At 45.6% G+C, this 26,182-nt stretch carries 21 protein-coding genes; 11 read left to right on the top strand and 10 right to left on the bottom strand.

Annotated features, from left to right (window positions below; all coding sequences use genetic code 11):
• Window positions 1–180: 180 nt before the first annotated feature.
• The 3 genes from CEF21_RS01315 to CEF21_RS01305 all read left to right on the top strand — a co-directional run bounded on the left by CEF21_RS01315 (window position 181) and on the right by CEF21_RS01305 (window position 3,370).
• Complete coding sequence (locus tag CEF21_RS01315; protein ID WP_123913072.1) at window positions 181–375, top strand: hypothetical protein; 195 nt, start codon at window positions 181–183, stop codon at window positions 373–375.
• A 335-nt stretch (window positions 376–710) separates the two neighbouring features.
• A complete protein-coding gene (locus tag CEF21_RS01310; RefSeq protein ID WP_123913071.1) occupies window positions 711–1,601 on the top strand; it encodes a helix-turn-helix transcriptional regulator in 891 nt (296 codons plus the stop codon).
• 98 nt (window positions 1,602–1,699) lie between these two features.
• On the top strand, window positions 1,700–3,370 hold the full coding sequence (locus tag CEF21_RS01305) for an alpha-amylase family glycosyl hydrolase (RefSeq protein ID WP_123913070.1): 1,671 nt from the start codon (window positions 1,700–1,702) through the stop codon (window positions 3,368–3,370).
• A gap of 68 nt (window positions 3,371–3,438) precedes the next feature.
• Here the strand turns inward: CEF21_RS01305 and CEF21_RS01300 are convergent, their stop codons facing one another.
• Window positions 3,439–4,797 carry an aminotransferase-like domain-containing protein gene (locus CEF21_RS01300; protein WP_123913069.1) on the bottom strand — a complete coding sequence of 453 codons (1,359 nt, stop codon included), beginning with the start codon at window positions 4,795–4,797 and terminating at the stop codon, window positions 3,439–3,441.
• Between the two features lie 144 nt (window positions 4,798–4,941).
• Here CEF21_RS01300 and CEF21_RS01295 point away from each other — a divergent pair, with 144 nt between their 5' ends.
• Window positions 4,942–5,832, top strand: a complete 891-nt coding sequence (locus CEF21_RS01295) for a DMT family transporter (RefSeq protein ID WP_123913068.1) — start codon at window positions 4,942–4,944, stop codon at window positions 5,830–5,832.
• 81 nt (window positions 5,833–5,913) lie between these two features.
• Here CEF21_RS01295 and CEF21_RS01290 read toward each other — a convergent pair whose 3' ends face one another.
• Entirely contained in the window at window positions 5,914–6,345 is a 432-nt protein-coding gene (locus tag CEF21_RS01290) for a terpene synthase (protein ID WP_123913067.1), read from the bottom strand.
• 541 nt (window positions 6,346–6,886) lie between these two features.
• Here CEF21_RS01290 and CEF21_RS01285 point away from each other — a divergent pair.
• A complete protein-coding gene (locus CEF21_RS01285; protein WP_123913066.1) occupies window positions 6,887–7,945 on the top strand; it encodes a DUF5105 domain-containing protein in 1,059 nt (352 codons plus the stop codon).
• 180 nt (window positions 7,946–8,125) lie between these two features.
• On the opposite strand, the gene CEF21_RS01280 is transcribed toward CEF21_RS01285, so the two are convergent.
• Window positions 8,126–9,334, bottom strand: a complete 1,209-nt coding sequence (locus CEF21_RS01280; protein ID WP_123913065.1) for an MFS transporter — start codon at window positions 9,332–9,334, stop codon at window positions 8,126–8,128.
• Window positions 9,335–9,545: 211 nt separating this feature from the next.
• Between CEF21_RS01280 and yiaA the strand changes: the two genes are divergently transcribed.
• The 3 genes from yiaA (at window position 9,546) to CEF21_RS01265 (ending at window position 12,518) form a co-directional block, all read left to right on the top strand.
• Window positions 9,546–10,016 (top strand): inner membrane protein YiaA, encoded by a 471-nt coding sequence (gene yiaA, locus CEF21_RS01275; RefSeq protein ID WP_123913064.1) that lies wholly within the window; start codon window positions 9,546–9,548, stop codon window positions 10,014–10,016.
• Between the two features lie 295 nt (window positions 10,017–10,311).
• The gene (locus CEF21_RS01270) at window positions 10,312–11,433 is read left to right on the top strand and encodes a hypothetical protein (RefSeq protein ID WP_241156745.1); all 1,122 of its coding nucleotides are present in this window, start codon (window positions 10,312–10,314) and stop codon (window positions 11,431–11,433) included.
• Window positions 11,434–11,645: 212 nt separating this feature from the next.
• Entirely contained in the window at window positions 11,646–12,518 is an 873-nt protein-coding gene (locus CEF21_RS01265; protein WP_123913063.1) for a Cof-type HAD-IIB family hydrolase, read from the top strand.
• A gap of 59 nt (window positions 12,519–12,577) precedes the next feature.
• Here the strand turns inward: CEF21_RS01265 and CEF21_RS01260 are convergent, their stop codons facing one another.
• The 3 genes from CEF21_RS01260 to katG all read right to left on the bottom strand — a co-directional run bounded on the left by CEF21_RS01260 (window position 12,578) and on the right by katG (window position 16,741).
• Window positions 12,578–13,618 (bottom strand): zinc-binding dehydrogenase, encoded by a 1,041-nt coding sequence (locus CEF21_RS01260; RefSeq protein ID WP_123913062.1) that lies wholly within the window; start codon window positions 13,616–13,618, stop codon window positions 12,578–12,580.
• A gap of 156 nt (window positions 13,619–13,774) precedes the next feature.
• Window positions 13,775–14,404 carry a spore coat protein gene (locus CEF21_RS01255; RefSeq protein WP_123913061.1) on the bottom strand — a complete coding sequence of 210 codons (630 nt, stop codon included), beginning with the start codon at window positions 14,402–14,404 and terminating at the stop codon, window positions 13,775–13,777.
• Between the two features lie 123 nt (window positions 14,405–14,527).
• Window positions 14,528–16,741 carry a catalase/peroxidase HPI gene (gene katG / locus CEF21_RS01250; RefSeq protein WP_123919887.1) on the bottom strand — a complete coding sequence of 738 codons (2,214 nt, stop codon included), beginning with the start codon at window positions 16,739–16,741 and terminating at the stop codon, window positions 14,528–14,530.
• Between the two features lie 286 nt (window positions 16,742–17,027).
• Between katG and CEF21_RS01245 the strand changes: the two genes are divergently transcribed.
• Window positions 17,028–18,458: a PAS domain-containing sensor histidine kinase gene (locus CEF21_RS01245; protein ID WP_123913060.1), complete on the top strand. Its 1,431-nt coding sequence runs from the start codon at window positions 17,028–17,030 to the stop codon at window positions 18,456–18,458.
• A 453-nt stretch (window positions 18,459–18,911) separates the two neighbouring features.
• On the opposite strand, the gene CEF21_RS01240 is transcribed toward CEF21_RS01245, so the two are convergent.
• The 4 genes from CEF21_RS01240 to CEF21_RS01225 all read right to left on the bottom strand — a co-directional run bounded on the left by CEF21_RS01240 (window position 18,912) and on the right by CEF21_RS01225 (window position 22,745).
• Window positions 18,912–19,919, bottom strand: coding sequence for a FecCD family ABC transporter permease (locus CEF21_RS01240; protein ID WP_123913059.1), 1,008 nt, complete (start codon window positions 19,917–19,919; stop codon window positions 18,912–18,914).
• Window positions 19,916–20,926, bottom strand: coding sequence for a FecCD family ABC transporter permease (locus tag CEF21_RS01235; RefSeq protein WP_123913058.1), 1,011 nt, complete (start codon window positions 20,924–20,926; stop codon window positions 19,916–19,918). The genes CEF21_RS01240 and CEF21_RS01235 overlap by 4 nt, the downstream gene beginning before the upstream one ends.
• Before the next feature lie 105 nt (window positions 20,927–21,031).
• Window positions 21,032–21,949: an iron-hydroxamate ABC transporter substrate-binding protein gene (locus tag CEF21_RS01230; RefSeq protein WP_123913057.1), complete on the bottom strand. Its 918-nt coding sequence runs from the start codon at window positions 21,947–21,949 to the stop codon at window positions 21,032–21,034.
• Window positions 21,900–22,745 carry an ABC transporter ATP-binding protein gene (locus CEF21_RS01225; protein ID WP_123913056.1) on the bottom strand — a complete coding sequence of 282 codons (846 nt, stop codon included), beginning with the start codon at window positions 22,743–22,745 and terminating at the stop codon, window positions 21,900–21,902. Before CEF21_RS01225 ends, CEF21_RS01230 begins: the two co-directional genes overlap by 50 nt.
• A gap of 219 nt (window positions 22,746–22,964) precedes the next feature.
• On the opposite strand from CEF21_RS01225, the gene CEF21_RS01220 reads away from it, so the two are divergent.
• Both CEF21_RS01220 and CEF21_RS01215 read left to right on the top strand, forming a co-directional pair.
• Window positions 22,965–24,026: an NAD(P)/FAD-dependent oxidoreductase gene (locus CEF21_RS01220; RefSeq protein ID WP_123913055.1), complete on the top strand. Its 1,062-nt coding sequence runs from the start codon at window positions 22,965–22,967 to the stop codon at window positions 24,024–24,026.
• Window positions 24,027–24,619: 593 nt separating this feature from the next.
• Window positions 24,620–26,122 carry a malate:quinone oxidoreductase gene (locus CEF21_RS01215; protein ID WP_123913054.1) on the top strand — a complete coding sequence of 501 codons (1,503 nt, stop codon included), beginning with the start codon at window positions 24,620–24,622 and terminating at the stop codon, window positions 26,120–26,122.
• Window positions 26,123–26,182 lie beyond the last annotated feature (60 nt).

The raw sequence follows: 26,182 nt of genomic DNA, 5'->3' as shown, positions 1-26,182 counted from the left end.
AACCCCTGTAACCCACCAGCCCTGTAAAGTGAGTCATTCAATTCTTTTGGTAAATAGTGTGAAATAGAAGTTGAAAAATTCTATACTAAGCAAATAGAGAGGTGTTCGCGGTTTTCTTATTTAAGATGCGGTTTTTAAACTTAAGAACATACAACTTTATCAAAATAAAGGAAGGCTAAAATGAAAAAAATATTATTGATTCCTTTTATAGTGCTAACAGCTTGCAGTACAGGTGAAACGTACACTTATTGGACAGATAAAACAAACAATCAAATCCAGCGATTAAATGATGCCAATATAAAATACGAAATAAAAAATGGGGAAATTTGGGTCAGAGAGAAAGATATGAAAAAAGTAGTTGCCTGTTGTTCTTAATGTGACAGGGCTTTTGCTGTCGTTTTCATTCCTTCAAGAAATGATTGGTTAGCGCGTTTTATGTAGTTTGTCATGACCTGGTGATCGTACATAGGTTCACCCCCTTTTAAAAGCAAGTCGGATTCTTCCCCCTGCCTCCATATAGAGACAAAGGTATATAGGCATATGTTATTGAATTAATATGGCATACAAGATTGTTAGTCCTTTAAATGAAATTCGATCTGCCGATTTTAACACCTGTTGATTGGAACGGAAAGCGAACGACTGCCAGCTGCAATCAACAGCCAAGTTTAACAGCACCTATACATTAAATCTAACCTGGGGGTTTCTGAACTTTGGAATTAATTAAAGAGCCAATTCTATACAGCAGCCCGCTGCTTCGTATTCAAGTGCTCAGTTTTCACAGTACGGAGATATGTCAGCATGGGTGGCATTTTCATCCGCAGATTGAAATAATAGCGGTTCGGTCTGGGGAAATGGAAATCCATACTCCCGATGACAGGCATCACTTGCGGGCGGGTGATGTGTTCATTTTAGGTTCTGGCCAGCCTCATCTTGATTTGAGAAAACCGGACCAGCTGGTTGATTATGTGGTGATTCAATTTGATCTGGAGGCGTTTTTAGATTCGAACATGCTTCCGTTCCTTTATTTGTATCAGGAATCATTCGTGCCGTTGGTCAAGCTAAACGCATTGTTTGATGGGAACTCAGATTTGCGGAAGCAATTCTACGCAACAATAATAGAATTGCACAGGGAACATGAACAGAGGCAGAGAGGCTATGAGTTGGCTATTAATTATCTGGTTAAGAAATGTCTCTTTTTATTGTTGCGCCACGACAATATGGGGCTGTTCGATCACAGCCGGTCGATGAGCTATGAGAAGCTAAAATTAGTCTTCGATTATGTGGAAGCTCATTTATCCGATAAAATCACGGTTCAGCAGGCTTGTCGTCTTGTCAATTTCAGCTATACGTATTTCCTTAAATATTTTAAACAGAACGTGGGCATTACGTTCACTGACTATGTCATTCACCGCAAAATCAAGTATGCCGAACGACTGCTCCTGACGGATGATCTAAGCATTGCCCAGATTGCTGAACAGGCAGGCTTTCCGAACCTATCCCATTTCTACAAATTATTTAAACGAGTCCACCACTGTTCCCCTAAAAGCTTCAAACAGAACATCTTATCCAGAACCGCTGATGAGAGAATGACAGCAGAATAGCACCATGATGAAGCAGTATAGGATATTGTCAGCCTGTTTCCATACAGATACGATGGAAGAAGGGAATTCCTGAGAATCTATTTTGAGGGGGGCAAACCATGCAGACTGAATTTCCTGCAAGGGGATCTAACGGTGTACGATTTGTTTATTATTCGGAAACTCCTGTTGAAAGTGTTGCTCTGGCAGGCACCTTTAATCACTGGAATGGCGACAGAAACTACATGAACAGAATGGAAGATTCGACAGGCTGGGAGATTGAACTCCCGATTTCGATGGGGAGACATCTGTACAAATTTGTGGTAAATGGGGAAGCGTGGATTTTAGACCCATTGAATCCAAATGTATCGGAAGACGGGCAAAATAACTCTTCCATTACCGTAACGGAACATGGTGATGTGCTAATCCGGACAAATGAGATTTCAGAAAAACACCCGGGATATATGTATGAGAATTTCACCGCCCTTTCCAGTCCTGAATGGATCAAAAAATCGGTCATCTATGAGCTTCACCTTCGTGCGTACACGGACTCCGGTGATTTTCGTGGGCTGGCTGATAAAATAGACTATTTTAAAGAAATGGGCATTAATACGCTTTGGCTCATGCCGTTTCACGAAGTGGGTCATGAGCGGAGGATTGGTCAATACGGTGACCCCTATGCAGTGAGGGATTTTTATTCGATTGATTCACAATTCGGAACGAGGGATGACCTGCTGTTTTTTATGCAAAAAGCTCATGACAGCGGGCTCAGGGTCATTTTGGATTGGACCTTAAACCGCACCAGTGTGGATCATATTCTTACAAAGAGCCACACGGACTATTTTACTCATAATGAACAGCAGGAGCTCTACTATGATGTTCCTCTCCGAGAGTATTTTGCCGGTTTACAATTTAGCAATCGCGATATGAGGAAGTATGTAATTGAGGCTATGAAATACTGGATTACTGAGTTTGATTTTGATGGAATCCGGCTGGATGATTCGGACATTACCCCCTATGATTTCCTTACTGAGATGAAGCAAGCCCTGCAGGAAGTAAAAAGTGATCTCGTCCTCATCTCACAATCATACGATGAATATCACCACATTGAAGCCTGTGATCTAACCTACAGCGGAAACCCGCGGGTACTTATTCGTCAGATGATTGACAGATCGATTACCCAGGATGATTTTATAGCGATTTATCACTCCTATAAGTATAGTTTTCCTAAAAACTCCTTGAGGATGAACTGGCTTGAGGACAAAGAGCAGTCCAGAATTTGCGAGTATGTAGGCGTGGAGTATGCAGGACCTGCAGCTTCGGTCTTGCTGACGATCGAAGGCGTCCCCCTCATAATGATGGGACAGGAATTTAATGAGAACAAGTTGGAAACGTGGACGTCTTTATTTGATGAGTATAAGCTCAGCTGGGATTCGTTTGATAAAAGGCTGTTCGAGCACTATAAATTCCTGATTCACCTTCGGACAAATGAGCCGGCATTTTGGGCTGGTGAATTGAAATTCGTCCGCAGCTCCAATGACAGGGTGTTATCCTATATAAGGCAGCACGAAGGAGTCAAGTTTTTGATTGTCGTTAATTTGTCAGAGGTTCCTGCCGTTGTTCAATTTGATCAGGAAACCCGGGCAGACGAATTTAATAATGTGCTCTATCGTACGGGAAGGGATGATTCCCGTACGGTGAAGGATGGTTCTGCAGTATGGGTGGATCGGTATGAAACCATCATTTATAAATTGGGTGAAGGCACGAAAGACGATCCTGCAATGTCAGTTTGACTTTTAGGGTGATGCCCGTACCACAAATATAATGAAGCACCAGCCCAAAATAGGGGAGGGTGCTATTTTTATTGAGTCTGCATTCTCCTCTTATGATCCAATTCAGAGATCGCCTGAGCGATCTTTTCTAGCCCGTACGCGATCTGATGGTCTTGCACTTGGGAACTGCATAACCGGATAAGGCGGTCTTTATTGAAATCGGGTAAGAACATTCTGCTCGTATCATCCAGTAAGATTTGCTGTTCGGCTAAATGCAGGGCCAGTTTTCTGGCTGACAGGTGATGGGGCAGGCAGATCGAGAGGTAAAATCCTGAATCCGGCTTCGTATAGGATGTGCCTTCGGGCAAGTATTGTTCACAGGCACTTTTCAGCCTGTTCATTTTATTAAAGTATACGTCTTTTATTTTTTTTAGGTGGCTGTGATACATTCCGCTTTTTAAATAAATATCCAGCGCGCCTTGGGAAAGAACGGGGCTGTTGAAATCAGTGCTGAATTTATAGCGTAAAAAGGTTTTCATCATCTTATCTGGCAATACTGCACTGGCAATCCGGAGCCCGGGGAGAAATACTTTTGAAAAGCTCTGGATATAAATGACTCTTCCGGACGGATCAAAGGCGAAAAACGGGTCTGCTTTTTTATCGCGCTCTAATTCACCCAGAAAATCATCTTCTACGATATACACATCGTATTTATTAGCCAGCTCCACAATTTTTTTCTTCTCGCTGTTTGTATACGAGTGGCCAAGAGGGTTATGAAATCTTGGAATGACGTAGAAAAACTTAATATCGTTGTTTTTGAACATCCATTCAAGAAGTTCCAAATCGATTCCATTCATGGAAACTTCAATCCCGCAGGCTGTAACCTGATGGATTTTCAGGGATTCAATCATCCCGAAATAGGTGGGCTGCTCAATCAAAATATTTTTCTTGTTGTTGGGAAAAGGAAAGGCAGTTAACAAATGAAGCGCTTGCTGAGAGCCTGAAACGATGACTACCCGGTCCGTTTCGGTAAACACCTGGGAATGTTGAAGGTTTTTCACGATTTCTGTCCGCAGGGAATAAAGGCCTTGCTGGTCGGTGTATGTGAAAATTTCCTCCTTATACACTTCAATAGCCTGATTTAAGCAATGCTGAAATTCAATATAGGGCAAGAGATGCTTATCCGGTCCGGCCGATAAGAAGTCTACTGTGCCAGGCGGGTTTCGGGGGCGTTTAAAATCCCGGACAATATAATAGCCGCTTTGAGGGATGGAGAAAATCAAATGCTCTTTTTCTAATTCACTGTATGCTTTGATCACCGTATTTTTACTGCAGCTCAATGTTTCAGCCATTTGCCGGATCGAGGGAAGCTTTTGGCCGGCGTCTGCATCCCCGTTTATAATCTGCTGCTTAATCTTTTCTGCGAGCATCATGTATTTTGGACTCAAATTTGTTCCAGCCTCCTTAACTGTACCCTGACAGATGCAGAAAACAGCCATCGAATCCCATATCTGTTTCTAATATGATGTGATTATATCAAAAGTGTTCCTAATTTTTAGGACAAATTTAATATCGCTTTGGGGGAATCGGATATGGAAAAAGAAAAAAAGGGATTATTGTTGGGTTTCTTGGGGGTGGTCTGCTTCAGTTTGACGCTGCCTGCTACCGGTATGGCGGTTCAGTATTTCGGCACAACGGTAGTAGGGTTGGGCAGAACCGTCATTGCAGCCATATTAGTTGCGGGAATCCTAATGATCCGCAAAGAAAAAGCACCTAACCGGAACCAGTTAAAGAGTCTCTTCATTGTCGCAGCAGGAGCGGTCCTGGGCTTTCCACTCCTGACTTCATGGGTCATGAACACATTGCCGGTTTCACACGGAGCAGTGGAATTAGCCCTTCTGCCTTTAGCAACTGCGGGGATTGCAGCGTTCAGAGCAGGAGAAAGGCCTTCTTTGCGGTTTTGGATTGCAGGCTTAATGGGTACAGGAGCGGTCCTTTTCTATGCGATAAGTTTAAATCTTGGAACGTTTCAAATAGAGGATGCAGGGCTCTTAGCGTCCGTCCTTTTGTTAGGGCTTAGTTATGCGGAAGGAGGAAAGCTCTCAAAAGAAATGGGCAGCTGGCAGGTAATCGCATGGGCGATTCTAATAGGGGCTCCCTTTTTTCTGATTCCTGTAGCGATGAATCTATCAGCGGAAATGCTGCATGCTCCCATACAAGCCTGGGCGAGCTTGCTTTATTTAGCGCTGGTCAGCCAGTTTTTAGCGTATGTCGCCTGGTACGGCGGAATGGCATTAGGCGGCATTTCCCGCATCAGCCAGCTGCAATACCTGCAGCCGTTTCTGATGATTTTGTTTGCTGCGGTTTTTTTAGGGGAATCCGTCAGCCTGATCACAATCATTACGGCCATCCTTGTCGTTCTATCTGTTTTTATCGGGAAAAATGCCCCGGTATCTAAAAAAGACTTACCGGGATCCATGTGAGAGTCCATCCGCGAACGAAACCGCCCTATCCTTTGCGGATTGGCGGTTTCATTTCAACTTAGCAGCGTTCTATTTAGAGTATCAATCCTGAGATAAATAAATCCAATTTTTTTCGTCAAATTCATTAATCCTGTAGCTTGAACCTATATTTTGCAAAATCCTATTGAACGATTCTATTTGGTCATCGTGATCATAAAGGTCTTCTTGGATGTATTCTTTCATCAAGAAATTCGTCATATTTGTAGTGTTTACAAAATCCGCGAAGTACGTTCTCAAGGTTACGGAGTCTTGCTTTGTAAGAGCTTTGTCATGAACGAATGAGATCTTAAACACGTTTAAAATCGCATGAAGGTCTTCATCATCCATATAACACAAAGGGTCGATTTTTTTATCCTCTTCTGTAAGAGGATGTCTAGTATCCTCAATTACGGCGTAAGCTAACATATTTCCGTTCTGTAATACATGGAATATTTCCAAATCACGCAATTTTAAAATCCTGTGAAGTGAGATCATCGTTTCCTCCTATCCCAACTAATAGCTTTCTACCTGCTTGTTGGGGGTATTCCAGCGCTTATTATTATACTTAACTTTTGGGCTTTCTACATGTTTATACTAATTGCTATAAACGAAAACCTCAGTAAACCCCATCAGCGTGTTTCATAGCACCAGATTCAAAAAGGACCAATCCATGTTCTTTTTGCTCATTATGTCAATTTGTGATGAAGTTCCATCAAGACACCCGCAGCTCCCCGCTGCTGCGGGTGTCTATTTTTACTGTTCAGCCGTTCACTCACAAAAGTCAGCATATTTGCAGCAATTACAGCCAGTCCCCGAAATCTCTTGATAGTAAAATAATTCTACGAAAACGATTCTGACGTGAAATGGAAAAACGATTCTCCCCAGAAGCACGAGGACGAACCGTCCCGGTGCTTTCCTGTATGCAATTAAAAAACCAATCAATAGTCACGTTTTTATGGTTTATGTTTCCAAATTAGGGGGAAATGGGATATCGAAACACGGCGGATACAATCGAAAGAACTGGGAGGATTTTTGAATGATGAAAAAAGGAAGTTTTCTAGTTTTAACGGCTATACTGATGGCAGTTCCAGCAGGATGCAGCCTGGGCGGATTAGGGGAAAAGGCAAACGCAGGCGAAGGTAAAGGCAAGCAGTTAGAAGTGTCAGTGGCAAACGGTTCGTACATACTGACTGGGGAAGATGACGGTGTATCGGAAAAGGATACGGGTGTCCTCATGGTCAATTTCAAGGTAAAGAACACCTCAGACAAATCTCTTACTATCTCTTCAATGGATGGAATCAAGCTTTACAAAGGGGAAGAGGAAATGAGCCCGAAAAAGTCTGTCTATTCTACTGATTTGGGGTTGGAGGCAGACATGTCAGGGAGTATCGGAGCCAATAAAGAAAAGACCATCCCTGTTTTTTTTGATGTGGAAAAGGGAGAGAAATATGAAATAGGCATTTCAGCGCGCACGGAGGATTATAAAAAGACAAAGGAAGTTACCCTGAAACTGGATACCGAAAAATATGCAGAGAGTCTGGATCAGATGGAGGAGCCGGCGAAAGCTTTAACAGCCTATATTGAGACTATTTATTTGGATAAGGAAAATCCGGATTTTGAAAAGCTTGTCTCCGCTGATAAACAGGCACTTCAGGAAGAAGCAAAAACAGGATTCAAAGACGGCTTGAAACTCATTGTCTATAATTCGCTTCCAGAGCAGGAATTGGTCAAACACTATACCAGCTACAAATCTGTATTGGCTCAAAAGGCTGAACTTAAAGCTGAGCCAAAGGCATTTGCCAATGACAGGGCGGTCGTTAAACTTGAATATTCCACTGTGCCTTTAAGAGATTCATATGACAAAATGTCGGATTTAGAGGACGAATATAGGGAAAAAACCAATGACTATGATACGAAGAAAGGTCAGAGTTATGCCATGTCGAAGTTTCCTGCTGTGCTGAATTCATTGGATGTCCAGCCAGGAAGGGATCCGCTGGAAATCAAAATGATGAAGAAGGATGGCAAGTGGATGGTTGATTCGAATGATTATAATACTGAATCACTAGTAGATGTATTTGCAAAAGGATCCCGCTGATAAACGGAGCAGGGATGTAAGAGGTCTTGAATAAGCCGCATATGCGGCTTTTTTGGGGGTTTACACACATTTACAAAAAAATCGAAAGCATGGAGTTCTTTACGGAGCGAAAACGAACACCTTAAAAAAGAAGCACCGAAGAACCAACCAATGGCCCTCGGTACTTCTTTAAAAATTACATCAAGAGACCCGCAGCTTCTCCGTCCTCTTGGTGTCTTTCTGATCCAGACGATAACTCACAAAAGTCAGCACACTCGCGGCAACCGCCACCAGTCCCCCAACCCACGTCACATTCATCAAGCTTCCCTGATGGTAAACGATTCCGCCTAATGCGGAACCGAACGCGATGCCGACGTTGCTTGCGACGGGCATGAGTGAAGCGGCGAGGCCTGTCGCTTTTGGCTGATAGATTCCGGCCAGGTCAATTAGGTACAGCTGGGTGGATGTGGTTAGCAGGATGGCCATCAGGGACATCAGCCCGATGTTCACCAATCCGCTTATGAGATCGTTTGTCGTCCAGTATAAAGCAATCAGAACAATGGCCTGGACGAGAAACACGAACCGGAGTCTTCCAATCGCATTATGGCTCGCAATTTTTCCTGCGAGGATGTTGCTGAAAATTGAGATGAATCCGTAGCCGAACAGGATGAGGCTGATGGAGCTGCTCGGTGCGGCCATTTCGTTTAGGATGGGAACGAGGTATGTGAATACCACATACGTAGCGCCAAATCCAAGAGAAGGAATGAAGAAGGCCATTAGGATTCGCGGGTGTGTCAGCAAAGAAAATTGGTCCCTTATAGAGCTTCGGGCTTGATTTTGCAGCTCGGGCAGGATGAAAAAGGACGCTATAAAGGCGATTCCCCCAAGGAACGTGGTTAGCAGGAAGGTTGCATTCCAGTTAAACCAGTCTGCAATCACCGTCCCGATAGGAACGCCGACGACATTTGCGAGAGTAAATCCGCCAAAAACAAAGGAGATGGCAAGGCCGCGTTTGGCAGCCGGCATCGTTTCACTTGCCACCATCATAGCAAGGGAGATTAAAACGCCTGTCACAATCGCCGTCCCCATTCGAAGAACAAGGAGCAGAAGATAGCTTGACGAAAGGACGCACAGAGCATTCAGGATGATAAAAGCTCCAATTAAACCGAGCATCCATTTACGCTTTGGAAAATGGCTCGTTGCGGACATGACGATCGGGGTCGCAACCGCAAATGTTATCGCAAAAGCAGAAACCAGTGTGCCTGCTTCTGAATTGGATATATGAAGGCTTGAGGAAATATCGGTCAGAATGCCGACGATCACAAATTCACTCGTGCCAAGAACAAACGTTAATAAAGCGAGGGTTAAGATGAGCAGCCAATGCCGCCTGGTCAATTCTTTGGTGTGCATACGTACCTCTTTTCTTGGATGAATGGATTATGGATAAACAATTCACCTATCATACCATAAAACATGTTGGTAATTAATCAGGCAGGGTTCTAAAATATTTCCATTTGGAGAAAACAATCGCAACATACATATGTAAATAATTGCTATAATGAGTTTTGTATTAACAGAATGTGGTATTTATATGATGAATGATTGTAAAGGGGAGCGAACGATGGCTGACTTGAATGAAAACCCGTTATTGATGGGCGATGAACGACCGCCAAAGGTAAAGGCGGAAAGAAAAGAAGGCGAACCGACGGCTGCTTTTAAAGGGGCGAGCTGGGCCGCGCTGGTAGTCGGAGTGGCGGCTTATTTGATCGGTTTGTTCAATGCCGGAATGCAGCTGAATGAAAAAGGGTATTATTTTGCCGTGCTAATCTTCGGGCTGTACGCAGCGGTCTCCCTTCAAAAAGCGGTCCGAGATAAGGAAGAGGATATCCCGGTTTCGGGTATTTATTATGGACTCAGCTGGTTTGCCGTGATTGTAGCGGTTGCGTTAATGGCCATCGGACTTTATAACGCGGGAAGTATTGTTTTAAGTGAAAAAGGATTTTACGGAATGGCCTTTGTTCTTAGTTTATTTGCGGCCATTACGATTCAGAAAAACATCCGGGATACACAGGTAGCCAGAGGAAGAGATTAAAAATGGGGGGCATTGCTGGCTGCAGGAATGCCCTTTTTATTTTGAATAATAAATAAGAAGATTGGGAGAGGTACACATGAATTCATTGCGGGGGCAAAGGATGGATTCTAATGGTAAAAACGCAGAAGGAGTTTAATATCCTTTCTGCGTTTTTTATTTTTACTGGACCAAGCAAGCTGCCAAGTAAGAACAAGGACTCCTGAAACTTATCTTATTTTCAGTTATCATAGACTTGTAGAATGTTGTCTAAAAGTCGCGTTCATCTGGTGAAATAGGAAATAGTAGGTGGGATAATTTGAGAAAAAGAATAAGGGCTGGAGTTTGTTTAGGCGTGATGCCGTTTTTATTTTTAGCGGGCTGTTCTCAGGAGGTCACTTCCGGGGAGCCGCTATCGGATCTTAGCGAGGAGTTGAAATGGACCTCTGATGACCCGTTCTATGATACAGAAAAGATTGCGGATTCTCCGAGATTTGCCATGAGTGCGAATTATAAGGCGATCGAGCCTTCTGAAAAGGCCAAGCCGCTGGAAACGAATTATAAAAGAGAGCAGCTGGCCCAAATTACTACAGCAGAAGCGCATGGAGGCAGCAGGGAAAGAAGCGTGCCGTTCGGTCAAACGCTTCAAAAAGGTGTAGCGGACCAGACAGAGGGACCGCTCCAAGACCATCGAATCGTTGCGTATTATGGAAATCCTCATTCCGTTCACATGGGGATCCTAGGAGAACATAGTCCAGAGGATTTCATGGATAAGCTGATGGAGCAGACCCGGGCATATTCTGAGCTGGATCCTAAAAGACCTGCGATTCCTGCAATTGAACTGATTACGACCATAGCCCAGCGAACCCCGGGGGATAAGGGGCTTTATGTGAACTCCACTCCAGCCGCCGATATCGAGAAGTATGCGAAGCTGGCAGAAGAAAATCATGCCCTTATTTTCTTGGATGTTCAGCTTGGCCGTGACTCTGTGATGAACCAAGTGAAAGCACTGGAAAAATATTTAAAAAGACCAAATATTCATTTAGCGATTGACACGGAGTTTCACGTGAAACAGGGGCAGGTTCCGGGAGAGAATTTAGGCCATGTCGATGGGAAAGACATTCAGGAAGCGATTGAATATGTATCCCGACTTGCGGATGAGAACGGACTTCCGGACAAAGTCGTCGTTGTCCATCAATTTGCAGAAAAAATTATCAGCAGCAAGAGTGCCATTCATGCGGCCAAAAATGTGGAGGTTGTATTAAACAGTGATGGATTTGGAGCGCCATCGCTGAAAACATCCGGCTATCATCTGCTTGTGCAAAAACAGCCCATTCAATACGGCGGATTTAAGCTGTTCTTTAAAAATGATAAGCCGCTCATGACGCCTAAGGAAGTATTGGCGCTCGATCCGGCACCGGCATTTATTAATTATCAGTAAGTCGTTATACATAAAAAGTGCAGCGGTTTTTTGCCGCTGCATCTTTTTTAGCCTGTCACACCATAAAATCCTGTTTTCAGGAAATTTCCGAACTCACCTTCCCTCCAATTTTATTTTTCCAATAAAATAGAATGCTAAGCAATTCCATTTAGTTCCCTGTTCAAAAGCGTTATAATTTAGTAGGCAGTTTGCTCTGAAAGGAGAAATGTAAAATGAAATTATTTGCACTTGATATGGATGGGACGACGTTATCATCCAGAAATGAGATCAGTCCTGAAAATATCGAAGCGATTAAAAAAGCCCAAAGCCTTGGACATAAAGTGATGGTGCTGTCCGGAAGGGCCCCAGAGTCCATTCATGAGGTACTGGGGCGATATGGCTTGACGCTTCCGATCGGCGGGAGCAACGGAACGGCTGTGTTTGCGGATGGAAAGCTTTTGGAGCTGACCTCCTTAACGGATAGCCAGAATCAAGTCATTGCGGAAGAAGCGGAGAAGGAAGGCATTCCTTTTAAAATCTATACAAATAAAGGCATTTATTTTCACCGGGAGTGGCCGGAACGCCTGAAAACCGTTTTGTCCTCTGGAGCGGTACCGGAGGAATATTATGTGGATGAGAACTTCGGCAAGATGACGAATATGCCGGATGAATCACAGACCTTTGATGATATCCGGAGCCTGCTGATGGATGAGGATTTAAAAATCCAGAAGTTTTTTATGCTCGTCTTGGATCCGGTTCAAAAGAGCCGGTTATTGACGGCCACGAAAGCTATTGAGGGCGGCTATGTCACGTCATCATCTTCTTTTAACATTGAAGTGATGAACATCAACGGAAATAAGGGAAATGGCCTGAAGATTATGGCCCGGTATTTCAATATTCCTCTTGAAGATACCATTGCCATCGGCGATCAGTTCAATGACGTGCCAATGTTCGAAGCCGCTGGATTCTCTGTCGCCATGGGCAACGCGGTGGAAGAAATCAAAGGAAAGAGCGACTTTGTTACATTAACCAACGATGAAAATGGCGTGGCGCACGCCATTGAGCATGTGTTAAACGCTCTTAAGGTGCCGGAAGGTTTAGTATAAGGGACTTGATAGAGACAGAAAAACTCGTCAATGGATGACGAGTTTTTTTGCTGGAAAAATCAATTCTCTGGAAGCAGCACAATCTTCCCGGATTTTCCGGAATTTTTAAAATAAACCTGTGCTTCCTTTGCCTCCTCCAGAGGAAAGGTTCGGTCTATAACCGGCTTGATTTTTCCTGCAGAGATTGCAAGGAGCAGTTGCTGGAATTCCGCTCTGGTTCCCAAGACGGAGCCATAGAGGGTGATATGTTTTAAGTAGAGCGTTCTTAAATCAAGCTCTGTCTTTTGGCCGCCGGCGGATCCTGAGGTGCAGAACTTCCCTCCATTCTTTAAAACTTTCAGGGAGGTAGAGAACAGGGGATCTCCGACCACGTCTAGGACAGCATCAACCGGACCGCCATTCACTGCTTGGATTTCTTCAGCAAGCATTCCGGATTTGTAGGATAGCACATGTGAGGCACCTAGTTCTTTCATTCTTTCTTCCAGTGCCAGATCGCCGACAATGGCGATGACAGTGGCTCCGAATACGCGGGAGGCGATTTGGACGTTTAAGGAGCCTACTCCGCCGTTTGCCCCTGTGACCATCACAGTATCCCCTTGCTGAATCTGGATTTGCTCGTTCATATGCCAGGCTGTTAAGCCACTGACGGAAAAAACCGCACTTTTTGTATATTCAGGAAGGGGCATTTCGTAGCAAAGGTCTGCAGGCCACACGACATATTCTGCATAGCCGCCATCGTATTCAGAACCGAGGAAGGACATATCTTCTGAAATATGCTCATGGCCAGGTTCTCCGCTGGAGGTGAAAGGAAAGAGGACCACGTCTTTTCCGATCATTGTCTCATTCACCGCATGTCCCACTTTCACGATTCTGCCTGCTATATCAGAACCCGGTATCCGGGGAAAGTCGACACCTTCCGGCTTCCAGCCTGATTTTGATTCGGTTCCGTATGCTCCTTCTCTCATCCAAATTTCCGTATTGTTAATGGCACAGGCTTTCACCTGAACCAATACTTCATGGTCTTTCGGCTCTGGGACAAGCAGTTCAGCTAGCTTCAGCTTATCTACACCGCCGTAGCCGGTTACTTGAATTGCTTTCAAGTGAATGCTCTCCTTTCATCAATTGAGTTCATATGTAAGGGAAGAAGTAGTGATTTAAGTCCATTATATCTAAGGAGACCGTTTTCTTATACGAAACTGCCTCAAGAGGGATTAGTAATAAAAAGGCTGGACCATAAGATGTCCCAGCCCTCCCCATTAATGCATCAATTTCCCCGGTACTTTCGCATAGCTGTTCAGCATGGCGTTCATGTCCTGCGGCATAAGCTGCGGAACCTGATAGTAGCCGTGCTTGTTCTGATAAAGGAAAATTTCGTAGCTTAATTCAATAAAGTTCGGAACGCTGTCGGCAATGACACGGCGCAGCACGGGATTGGTCATTTCGAGAGCGGTCATGGAGAGCAGGGTGGCCAGTGATTTGGTGTTTCCAAGCATATAAGCGGAAAGCCCCTGATCGGAAAGCTCAGCGATGGATTGGTTGGGCTTTTTTGGCTGACCTGGCTTGATGCCGTAAGCCGTGTCGTTGTTCTGCGCCATTTTATACACCTGTGTTGAAACAGCGGGTTTTTGTCCGGTTGAGAAGGCATCCACAATGGTATTGTACAGCTGGGTAACGAAGGCACATTGGCGCCGGGCGATGTCTTTCAGCTCCGGATCCTTCATATGCTGCTCGTACATCTGGTATTGATCGAGCATCGAGATGATCCCGGCAATCACTTCATGGGCGTCAAATAGTTCATGGCCTCCATGGTCATTGGAATGGGCAGGGTTCATCTGCATATTTGGCATCTGCTGCTGGCCATTTGGATTCATGTTTTGGTTTTGCATCGGGTTCCCTCCTGTTTTTAAACATTCGGTCTATATCATGTCCATGAACGAAACGGATATGTAAAATAAATCTCAATAGAAAAAGCACGTTACCCGAATGGATAACGTGCTTTTTGCTTAAAGCTAGTTATTTCTCACATCAAACCGGTCCGCGTCCATGACCTTCACCCATGCCGCGATAAAGTCGCGGACAAATTTCTCTTGATTATCATCCTGCGCATACACTTCAGCGAGCGCGCGAAGCTCGGAGTTGGAGCCGAAGAGCAGGTCAAAGCGGGTTGCCGTACGGAGGACTTCGCCGGTTTTGCGGTCGCGTCCTTCGTATTGGTTGAAGCCTGCCGGTTTCCACTCCGTGCTCATGTCGAGCAGGTTGACGAAGAAGTCGTTTGTCAGAGTTCCCGGCCGCTCCGTGAACACGCCGTGTTTTGTGCTGCCGTGATTCGTTCCGAGAACGCGCATGCCGCCGAGAAGGACGGTCATTTCAGGGGCGGTTAAGCCTAATAGCTGGGCTTTGTCCACGAGCATTTCTTCCGGGCTGATGGAGTATTCTTTCTTCTGGTAGTTGCGGAATCCGTCTGATACAGGTTCCAGTACATCAAAGGTTTCGGCATCGGTTTGTTCTTCGGTGGCGTCGCCGCGCCCTTGAGTGAATGGAACGGGTACATCAAAGCCCGCGTCTTTAGCCGCTTTTTCAATCGCTGCGCTTCCGCCGAGAACGATAAGATCAGCCAGGCTGACTTTCGTGGATCGCTTGCTTTGGATGTCTTCGTATACCCCGAGTACTTTAGCCAGCTGCTCCGGTTCATTCGCTTCCCAGTCTTTTTGGGGAGCAAGACGGATCCGTGCCCCGTTTGCCCCTCCGCGCATATCCGTATGGCGGTATGTGCTTGCTGAAGCCCAGCCGGTTTTCACAAGCTCGCTCACGGATAGTCCGGAGTTCAGGATTTCCTTTTTTAGTTCTGTAATCTCATCATGAGACAGTTCATAATCAACCGCCGGGACGGGATCCTGCCAGATCAATTCTTCTGAAGGAACCTCAGGGCCGAGATATCTTACTTTAGGACCCATGTCGCGGTGAAGCAGTTTGAACCATGCCCGCGCGAATGCGTCCGCAAACTCTTCCGGATTTTCGTAATAGCGGCGGGAAATCTTTTCGTAATCAGGATCGACGCGCAGGGCCATGTCAGCCGTAGTCATGAACGTCTTCACACGGATGGATGGGTCCTCTGCATCCGGCGCCATATGCTCCTCCGCCATGTCGACAGGTGTCCATTGATGGGCTCCGGCAGGACTTTTTGTCAGTTCCCACTCATAGCCGAAAAGCAGATCGAAATAGCCGTTATCCCATTGAGTCGGATTTGTCGTCCAGGCACCCTCGACACCGCTTGAAATCGTATCGCGTCCTTTTCCGCTTCCGTATGAGCTTATCCAGCCGAAGCCTTGTGTCTCAAGCTCGGCGGCTTCCGGATTGTCTCCGACAAGAGAAGGATCGCCCGCGCCGTGTCCTTTCCCGAATGTGTGGCCGCCGGCAATCAGAGCAACCGTTTCTTCATCATTCATCGCCATCCGTCCGAACGTATCGCGAATATCACGGGCACTGGCGAGCGGATCCGGTTTTCCGTTTGGGCCTTCCGGATTTACATAGATAAGTCCCATCTGCACAGCAGCAAGAGGGTCCTCAAGCTCGCGGTCACCCGAATAACGGTTGTCCGCCAGCCATTCCTTTTCCGTTCCCCAATACACGTCTTCCTCCGGATGCCAGATGTCTTCGCGGCCCCCGGCAAAACCGAATGTCTTCAACCCCATGGATTCAAGCGCCACGTTTCCGGTTAAGACAAGCAAGTCCGCCCAGGAAATCTTGTTTCCGTACTTTTGCTTAATCGGCCACAGCAGACGGCGGGCTTTATCAAGATTGACGTTATCCGGCCAGCTGTTCAGAGGGGCAAAGCGCTGCGATCCCGAACCGCCGCCGCCCCGTCCGTCCGCCGTACGGTATGTACCTGCTGCATGCCAGGACATGCGGATAAAGAAAGGACCGTAATGGCCATAGTCCGCCGGCCACCAATCCTGGCTGTCAGTCATCAGCGTATGAAGATCTTTTTTCAGCGCATCGTAATCAAGTTTTTCGAATTCTTCACGGTAATGAAAGTCTTCCCCCATTGGATTGGATTTTCGGTCATGCTGGCGGAGAACGTTTAAATTCAGCTGGTTAGGCCACCATTCTTTATTCGTCGTTCCCCGGGGAGCAGTCGTCGTCGTAATCGCACTATCCTTGTGATGGGTGACAGGACATTGTCCTGCAGACGTATGTTCTTTTTGATCAGGCTTATTGTTCATTTCCACTTACCATTCTCCTCCCTGTTTTGAAACAGTTCCTATAGACAGTAAAATCATGATGAAAATGAATCGTTTGATAATTAAGACAACTCTTGCTCTCTATTATAGGGGACAAAAACGGTAATTTAAAGCCAGAACCGTCTGTGCTGCTATTTTGTTCAGCAGACCATGGGAATTTTGATAGGAAAGAGGTTATGGGAGATGGAATACTGGGAATTTGTTTTGTACGGCATCTTAAGGTTTGGTAATCTATTCTTGGTAGACTGTCACTTTTTAGGGGGCTATTATGGTACGGTCTGAATTATTTAGAGAAGTATTTGAGCAGTCACATATTCCGCAAGTCCTAATATCCCTTGATTTATCAGCAATGCTCCAGAACCAGGCATTTTTCGATTATTTGGGATATACAAGGGAAGAATGGGCCCATATGGCCATTAAGGATATTTCACCGCGTGAAGATTATGAAACGGATTCGATTTTTATGCAGGAGCTGATCAGCGGAAAACGATCCTATTACCAGTTGGAAAAACGCTATTATCATAAGTCTGGCAGGCTATTGTACGGAACACTGAACGTTTCGCTTATATCTGACCCGGAAACGGAAAAACAATATATCTTTGCTCAAGTATTGGATACCACTGAAAAACTTAGAATGAACGAGTCATTAAGGAGCAGTGAGAAAAAATATAGATTACTGGCAGAGCATTCTTCAGACTTGGTCATGCTTCACGATCCTGATGGAACGTACCAATATCTATCGCCTTCTTTCAAAACGCTATTAGGCTATGAACCCTCACAGCTTATTGGCTGCAGCCCGTATGACTATATCCATTCAGAAGATATACCCATAGTAAGGAAACATCATCTCCAATTAGCAGAGAAGAAAATAATGATGCCCTTGGTTTCATACCGGGTAAGAAAATTGGATGGCTCGTATATTTGGGTGGAAACGGATATAAAACCGGTGGTTGATGAAAAAACAGGCGAACTGACGGAATTGATTTCAATTTCCAGAGATGTGCAGCAGAGAATTGATACGTATGAGCTCTTGCGAAAATCAGAAAGACTTGCCATTGTCGGGCAAATGGCCGCAGCGGTGGCCCATGAAATCCGTAACCCTCTTACTCCGATTAAAGGGTTTATTACCTTGCTGTCCAAGACAAAAGAATACAATCCGGTATTTATCGATGTCATCTTAAACGAAATCAAGAGGATTGAAACGATTATTACAGAATTTTTAGCGATGGCTAAGCCTAATAATCGGAAAATGAATCACATACAAGTGAATGATCTCGTGAAGCAGGTCGTCCATCTTATTCAAACGGAAGCACTAATGGAAAACAAGCAGATCACTCTTCACCTTGAAGCCACACCGCCCGTATCCGGAGATGAAAATTCGCTCAAGCAAGTATTCCTTAATGTCCTTCGGAACGCTCTGGAATCCCTTGCCGCACAAGGCACGGTTTCCATTTCCACTTTCACTGAAGGAGGATTGGCCTGCATTCAGATTCAGGACAATGGGTGCGGAATCCCGCAAGAGCGGCTCGCTAAAATAGGCGAACCCTTCTATTCAACCAAAGAAAAGGGCACAGGACTCGGACTCATGACCAGTTTGAACATCATCGAAAACCATCAGGGGAGAATGGAAATTCAAAGTGAAGAAGGCGAAGGAACGACGGTGAAGATTTATCTTCCTGCTTTATCAAACAGTTCATAAAAAAGAGAGCTGAATGAAACAGCCCTGTTATAAGTTTTATTGATTTAAATTGCAGATGCCGGGAGCATGTTCATTTGGCATCTCAGGGAGTTGGAACTGAAACGGCTGCAAAATAAGCTCGAGCACTATGCCTATTACGATGAGCTGACAGGCATCTATAACCGGCGTGCCTTTTTTTCGTTATGGCGGAGCGGCGTTTGAGGCAGCACAGAAGCATGAGGCTGCCTTTGCAGCCATATTGGCGGATATTGTTTTTTAAAAAAAACAAAGATACGTATGGGCATGCGAAGACTCTTTATCAGGTGTTACATGAAGCGGATAAGGCGCTGTATGCTTCGAAGGAAGCCGGACGAAACCGGGTAAGCAGTTTTTCAGGGGAGCCTGTATCCAGTAAGTAACAAGGAAACAGCAAAAAAGTATTGGGGACCATTTCCCAATACTTTTTTTCGTCATTCATTTCTTCAGGAGCAAATAGATGAAATAAGGAGCCCCAATCAGTGACACCATGATACCTGCGGGTACCCCGCCAGGCTCAAGAATATTTCGCCCGATTGTGTCGGCGAATAGCAGCAGCCAGCCGCCGAGGAGGATGGCCACAGGAATATACAGCTGGCTTCTCGGGCCGGTGATGGCTTTTGCTATGTGCGGGGCCATCAGTCCGATAAATGAGATGCCCCCGGTTACGGATACAGTGGAGGCAGCAAGTGCGACAGCGGTCAGAAGAAGAATCAGCCGCTCTTTGTGCAATGCAACTCCCGCCCCAATGGATACGGGTTCACTTAAGCTGAGTAAATTCAGCGTGTTCGCTTTATAAAGAGCAAAAGGAATGAGGACAATGAGCCATGGGAGCAGAGCCCAGATAAACGGCCAGTCCGTTCCCCATATATTCCCGGCTAGCCATCTGGCGATAAAATCGACCTTCATTTGATCGGCAGAGGATATCAGGACAATCATTGCCCCTGAGAGGGCCATGGAGAATCCGACCCCGATGAGCACGAGTGTGACCGGCTGCAATCCTGTATTCTTGCCGACGGCAAAAAAGTAGATGGTCATAGCCGTCAGGAGAGCTCCTATAAAGGCGATAAGCGGAAGCGCATAGATAAAGGAACCTGCCTCTACAGGGAAAAATAAAAAGAAAACGGTAATGGCAAGCCCCGCGCCGGAGTTGATGCCCATAAATCCCGGATCAACGAGATCATTTCTTGTCATTCCCTGCAGAATAGCACCTGATAAAGAGAGAGCCATGCCGGCAAGCAGAGTAATGAGGATTCTGGGCAGCCGGATGTCGAATAAAACAAATTCTTCTTTGAACGTTCCCTGGCCAAGCAGCGCGGGGATGATCCTGTCAAACGAAACAGAAGCGGCCCCCATTCCAAGGCTGACAGCAATCGTAGCGACAATCAGTAACAGAGAAGCAAGGACAGCGATGCGTTGTTTTTTCTTGAGCGCCGGATGAATCATCGGATGGATGTCCCTCCTCTCCGGACAATGAGAAGGAAAAAGGGAAGCCCAAGCATGGCCACAATGGCGGCGACAGGGGTCTCAAACGGAGCATTCAGCGTCCGGCCGGTGGTATCGGCAAAAAGCATAAATAAAGCTCCGGCAATCGCTGACATCGGCAGGACAAACCGGTAGTCCGTTCCTGTAAACATCCGGACAAAGTGCGGGACCATAAGTCCGATGAACACCAAATTCCCCGCCAGCGCAACCGATGACCCTGTCAGAATGATAACGGCCAGAAATAAAATGCCTTTCATGTATCTCGTTTTCTGGCCTAAACCAACCGAAATTTCTTCACTTAAAGATAAAATCGTGAGCTGTCTGGAAAGAAGGAATGCTGCAAGCAGCCCGATCAAAATAAGCGGCGCAATGACTTGCAGCTGACTCCAGTTCGTACCGATTAATCCCCCGGATGTCCATGTGGTGACGCTTTTAGAAACCTTAAAATAAAGTTTGACTCCATCCGCGATGGCATAGAGAAAAGCAGAGATAGCCGCCCCTCCGAGGACGATGCGAAGCGGAGAGAATCCTCCCCTCCTGATTGAGCTGATTCCAAAGACCAACATAGCACCTGTCCCGGCTCCTATAAAGCAGGCGGCCATCGTTACAAAGTAATTGGCTGATTCAAATAGGGCCAGAGTGACAGCCAATGCCGCATAGGCCCCTGCGGACAATCCCAATAATCCTGGATCGGCAAGCGGATTTCTTGTTAACCCCTGCATGACCGCGCCGGAAACGGCAAGAGCCGCTCCCACAAAGGCGGCTCCTATTTCCCGCGGCAGCCGGATTTCACGGATGACGGTTAATTTTTTTTCCGCTGAACTGGTTGTCAGGGCAAGCCAAAGATCCTTCAGTGTCACATCTGCTGCACCGAAAATCATCGCGATGGCAAACATAGCCGCAAGCAAAAGCATTGCGGCAGCTATTTTATATGCAAATGAAATGGAATGAAACGAGTATTTTGCCATGGATTCTAAAGGATTCCTTTCCTCAAATAAAAAAGGGGATAGCAGCTGGAAGACAATTTCGCTGCGGAACGGGAAGCCCTGCAGCGAAACCGGCTCTGATGGATATCAGGTATTCAAAAAGGACTTCTTGATGAACTCCAGTTGTTTTTCCAGTGTAATTGGGTCGCTGAATGAAGCACCCTCTCCCTTCATTTCAAACAGACGCCCGTTTTTAACAGCAGGAATATTCTTGAAGGTTTGGGTTTCTTCAAAAGCTGTGTCAGCATCGGAATATTTGCTTAAAATGACATAGTCTCCGGCATAGTCAGGCAATACTTCAGCTGAAAGGGTATAGTATCCGGACTTCAGCGCAACTTCTTCCACTTTCGCAGGCATTTTCAGTTTCATTCCCTGATAGAGAATCTCTGTTCCGCGAGCCCAGTTATTCCCGTACACATAAAGGTCCTTTCCGAAGGCTTCGATGACGGATACCGTTGCATCTTCTCCGATTTTTCCGCGGATTTCGTCCCCGGCTGCCGCCGTCCGCTTTTTAAAGTCATCCACCCAAGCTTTTGCTTCCTTTTCTTTGTTCAATAGCTTGCCAATTTCAATATGCTGATTTAAATAATCGAGTTTCCCCCACGTATAGGTAACCGTAGGGGCAATCTCTTTTAGTTTATCGATGTTTTTAATATTGGATAAACCGATAATCAAGTCGGGTTCCAGTTCAATAATTTTCTCCAGGTTTTCATCCGAAACTTCCGCAACATCTTTCATTTCTTTTGAAAACGTTGGATTGTTTTTGGACCAGACATCTGCTCCAACCACATTCACTCCCAGCTGCAGGACATTTCCTGTAAACCCTGAGAGCATGACTACGCGCTTCGGATTTGCCGGAACCTTCACCGGTCCTGTTTCTGATTCATATGTAAAGGTTCCTGATTCCTTTGAGGCGCCCCTTTTTTCTCCTGTTTCTTCTTGTTTACCGCAGGCACTAATAAGCAGAACCAGTGCCAGCATAATCGGAACGAATCGTTTCTTCATGTATCTTTTCTCCTTTTATTAAGTTGTAGGTCATGCACATGGGTTTATGTGTATTCGGATCGCGTCCAATTACGGCATCAATCTGAAAAACGTCTCTTAAAGTATCCGGAGTCATCATATCCTCCGGAGTGCCTGCTTTCACAAGCTTTCCGTTTTTCATGGCAATCATATAATCAGCGAACCTCGCCGCCTGGTTCAAGTCATGAAGTACCATGACAATGGTCCTTCCCTGTTCGCGGTTGAGCGATTGGAGCAGCTCCAGCACCTCGAGCTGGTGGGCCATATCAAGGTAGGTCGTTGGTTCATCTAAAAAGATGATTTCAGTTTCCTGTGCGAGAGCCATGGCAATCCAAACCCGCTGGCGCTGTCCGCCGGATAAGGAATCCACAGGACGGTATTTGTAATCCGCAATCCCGGTTACTTCACACGCCCATTCTATGACATCCAGATCCTTAGAGGTCAATCTCCCAAATCCCTTTTGATAAGGAAACCGGCCATAGGATACGAGTTCGCCGACCGTCAAACCTGCTGCGGCTTCAGGGGTTTGAGGAAGGATGGCCATTTTCTTCGCCAGGATTTTCGTATTTTCCTTTGATATTTCTTTTCCGTCTAAAAGGACCGATCCGGAACGGTGGGAAATAATTCTCGTCATCGCTTTAAGCAGTGTGGATTTTCCGCAGCCGTTGGAGCCGATGATGGCCGTTACCCGTTTATCCGGTATCTGTACGTTCAGATTTTTGACAATGAGATCTTCGCCGTAGCCGATGGTCAAATCGTTTGCAGAGACCCGTGCCATCCTATCCCCCTCCTTTTTTACAAGCACAGCAATAATAATGATAATCATTATCAGTATGAACTTACTATATCTTCCGCCTCAGCATAGTGTCAACAGGATTTTTAACAGGGATGTGCGTCACAGTAGCTGTTTTCAGGATTTTCGATTGTAAATACGATGAAAATCCCTTATTCTTATTGATAATGATAATCAATTACGATTGACTGGGAGTGGACGGAAATGGCTGTAGAGGATTTATTTGATGTGACGATCATCGGAGGCGGGCCGGCTGGTTTGTATTCGGCTTTTTACAGCGGGTTAAGAGGCATGAAGACAAAGATTGTGGAATTTCAGCCAGCGCTGGGCGGGAAAATTCAAGTGTACCCTGAGAAGATGATCTGGGATGTGGGAGGAATCACCCCGACTGCAGGTGCCGAATTAATGGACCAGCTCATTCAGCAGGGGTTAACCTTCGATCCGGAGATTGTTCTGAACGAAAAAATTGAAGCCATTACCCAGGAGCCGGATCGATCCTACACATTGAGAGGCTCGTCAGGCAGCGTCCATAGGTCGAAGACAGTGATCATTGCAGTCGGAAGCGGCATTCTAAAGCCGAAAAAGCTGGAGATTGAAGGAGCAGAGAAGTTCGAAGTAGCGAATATCCACTACACGATTCCTTCCTTAATGAGATTTAAAGATAAAACCGTGGTGATTTCCGGCGGGGGAAATTCAGCCATTGATTGGGCGCACGAATTAGAGCCCTTCGCAAAAAAAGTGTACATCACATACCGGAAGGAAAATCTCTCAGGTCATGAGGCACAGGTAATGCAGCTGCTGAACAGCTCTGTGACATGTCTTCCGAATACAGCGATTATGAAATTGGTCGCCTGTGAGCAGCATGAAAAAATTAAAACCGTTGTCCTAAAGAATTTGGAAACCGGGGAGACTGCTGATTTAAACGTGGATGACGTGATCATCAATCATGGTTATGAACAGGATACGAGCCTGCTTAAAAACAGCGGGCTGCAAATAGAAATGGCCGATGACTTCTACATTGCCGGGAACTCAACGAGCGAAACGTCCGTTGAGGGAATTTATGCCGCTGGAGATATCATCAGCTATGAAGGAAAAGTAAATTTAATCGCCGGCTGTTTCCAGGATGCAGCAAATGCTGTGAACAAAGCAAAGCAATATATCGAGCCAACCGCTCAGAAATTTGCTATGGTATCCTCCCACAATGAAGTCTTTCAAAAACGAAACCGCCAATTGGTGAGGGAAATGATGATAGGGAAGAGTAATTGATTATCTCGATCAAAGATAAATAGGGACATTTCATTGAAGGTTGACGGACACCTTCTGAAAAAAGAAACGATGAAGTCGGAAGTTTGACTGGGAAAGGTAAGAAAATAGTCAATCTGCGCTTGTCGATTCTTTCATCCGGAACAGAGATCGATCCCATTAATGGGGCAGTTAAAAATACAAAAATCGGGAACGTTTGCTATACAGCTATTTTTTCTGAAAAACTTAAATTGGTATTATTCCAATATTCATTTATAGCTTAGCTCCCGGCCGGATTCTTCGTGATGAAAGGCCTTTTGAACCCAATGTGTTTATAAGATTATTATGAGTGTAATAATACTTTTGCTAAGGTATGGCTTCCAAGCGGAACAAATACACCCTCATAAGGATCACTTTTGCATATTCTCAGCCCATTATTCCTAAATTCCAACTTTTTTATTAGTTTTAAATAGTTTATAATTATCAGATAAAGGTAATGTTCATACACCATCATTATGGGATAGAAAGAGTGTGTTTTAACTTAAATTTAAGCGGTTCGCCTTTAAATTAGGGGGAACGGCTCTTTTTTACAACTTTAGGGGATGAGGAAGGTCATAATGAACAGCATGCAGAAGAAAACAGACGTTATTTTAATTGGTGCTGGAGTCATGAGCGCAACGCTGGGATCCATATTGAAAGAATTGGCACCTGAATGGGAAATCAAGGTGTTTGAGAAGCTTTCAAGCGCCGGAGAAGAGAGCTCAAATGAATGGAACAATGCCGGGACGGGACACTCTGCCCTTTGTGAGCTTAACTATACAACGGAAAAGCCGGATGGATCGATTGATATCCGCAAGGCCGTTGCCATTAATGAACAGTTCCAGGTTTCAAGACAATTCTGGTCGTATCTGGTAGACCGCAATCTGATTCGCCAGCCGCAGGATTTTATCATGCCGATTCCGCATATGAGTATGGTGCAGGGCGAGAAGGATATTGCTTTTCTGAAAAAACGATTTAAAGCGCTCTCAGAAAATCCTCTGTTCCAGGGAATGGAATTTTCAGAGGATCCTGAACAGCTGAAGGAATGGATGCCGCTGATTATGGAGGGCCGCCCGGCGAATGAACGGCTTGCTGCCACAAAGATCGATTCCGGAACGGATGTAAACTTCGGCGCGCTGACCCGCCTGCTGTTTGAACACCTGCAGCAGCAGAACGTTGAGATTCATTACGGTCATAGTGTGAAGGATTTAAAACGCGCGGGCGACGGATCGTGGGAACTGAAAGTGCATAATAATGAAAGCGGTAAAACGGAATACCATACAGCGAAATTCGTCTTCATCGGCGGCGGAGGAGGCAGTCTGCCATTGCTGCAAAAAACCGGTATTCCTGAGTCGAAGCAAATTGGAGGCTTCCCGGTAAGCGGACTATTCTTAGTGTGCAGCAATCCGGAAGTGGTGGAACAGCATCATGCGAAAGTATACGGGAAAGCAAAGGTGGGGGCGCCGCCTATGTCAGTCCCGCATCTGGATACACGGTACATCGACAACAAAAAATCCTTGCTGTTCGGACCGTTCGCCGGCTTTTCGCCGAAGTTCTTAAAAACGGGATCCAATTTGGATCTGATCGGCTCCGTCAAACCGAACAATTTATTCACGATGCTTGCGGCCGGCGTAAAGGAGATGGGTTTGACGAAGTATTTGATCCAGCAAGTCCTCCTGTCAAATGAGAAGCGCATGGATGAACTGCGTGAGTTCATTCCAAATGCAAAAAGCGAGGATTGGAGTGTTGTCATTGCCGGTCAGCGTGTCCAAGTCATTAAGGATACGGAGGCTGGAGGAAAAGGGACTCTTCAATTCGGTACAGAAGTGGTCAGCGCGGCTGACGGCTCGATTGCTGCCTTGCTCGGTGCTTCTCCAGGCGCTTCCACGGCCGTTCAAGTCATGCTTGAAGTACTGAATCAATGCTTCCCGCAGCATATGAATGAATGGGAACCGAAAATAAAGGAAATGATTCCTTCTTACGGCCGGTCCTTAACCGAAAATCCTGCTCTTTTCCAGGAGATTTTCACTTCAACAGCGGAAACGCTTGGTCTGAGTAAAAAAAAACTGGTCCTAAGTTAAAGCTTAGAATCGAAAGACAAAGAGAATGCTAAAGGAAAAAGCCGGATAGGCCCCATTGCG

The organism is Bacillus sp. FJAT-42376, from assembly GCF_003816055.1.
Classification (GTDB): Bacteria; Bacillota; Bacilli; order Bacillales; family Bacillaceae; genus Metabacillus_B.
The sequence above is the reverse complement of the archived record's forward strand: the minus strand, read 5'-3'. Positions and strand labels throughout refer to the sequence as shown.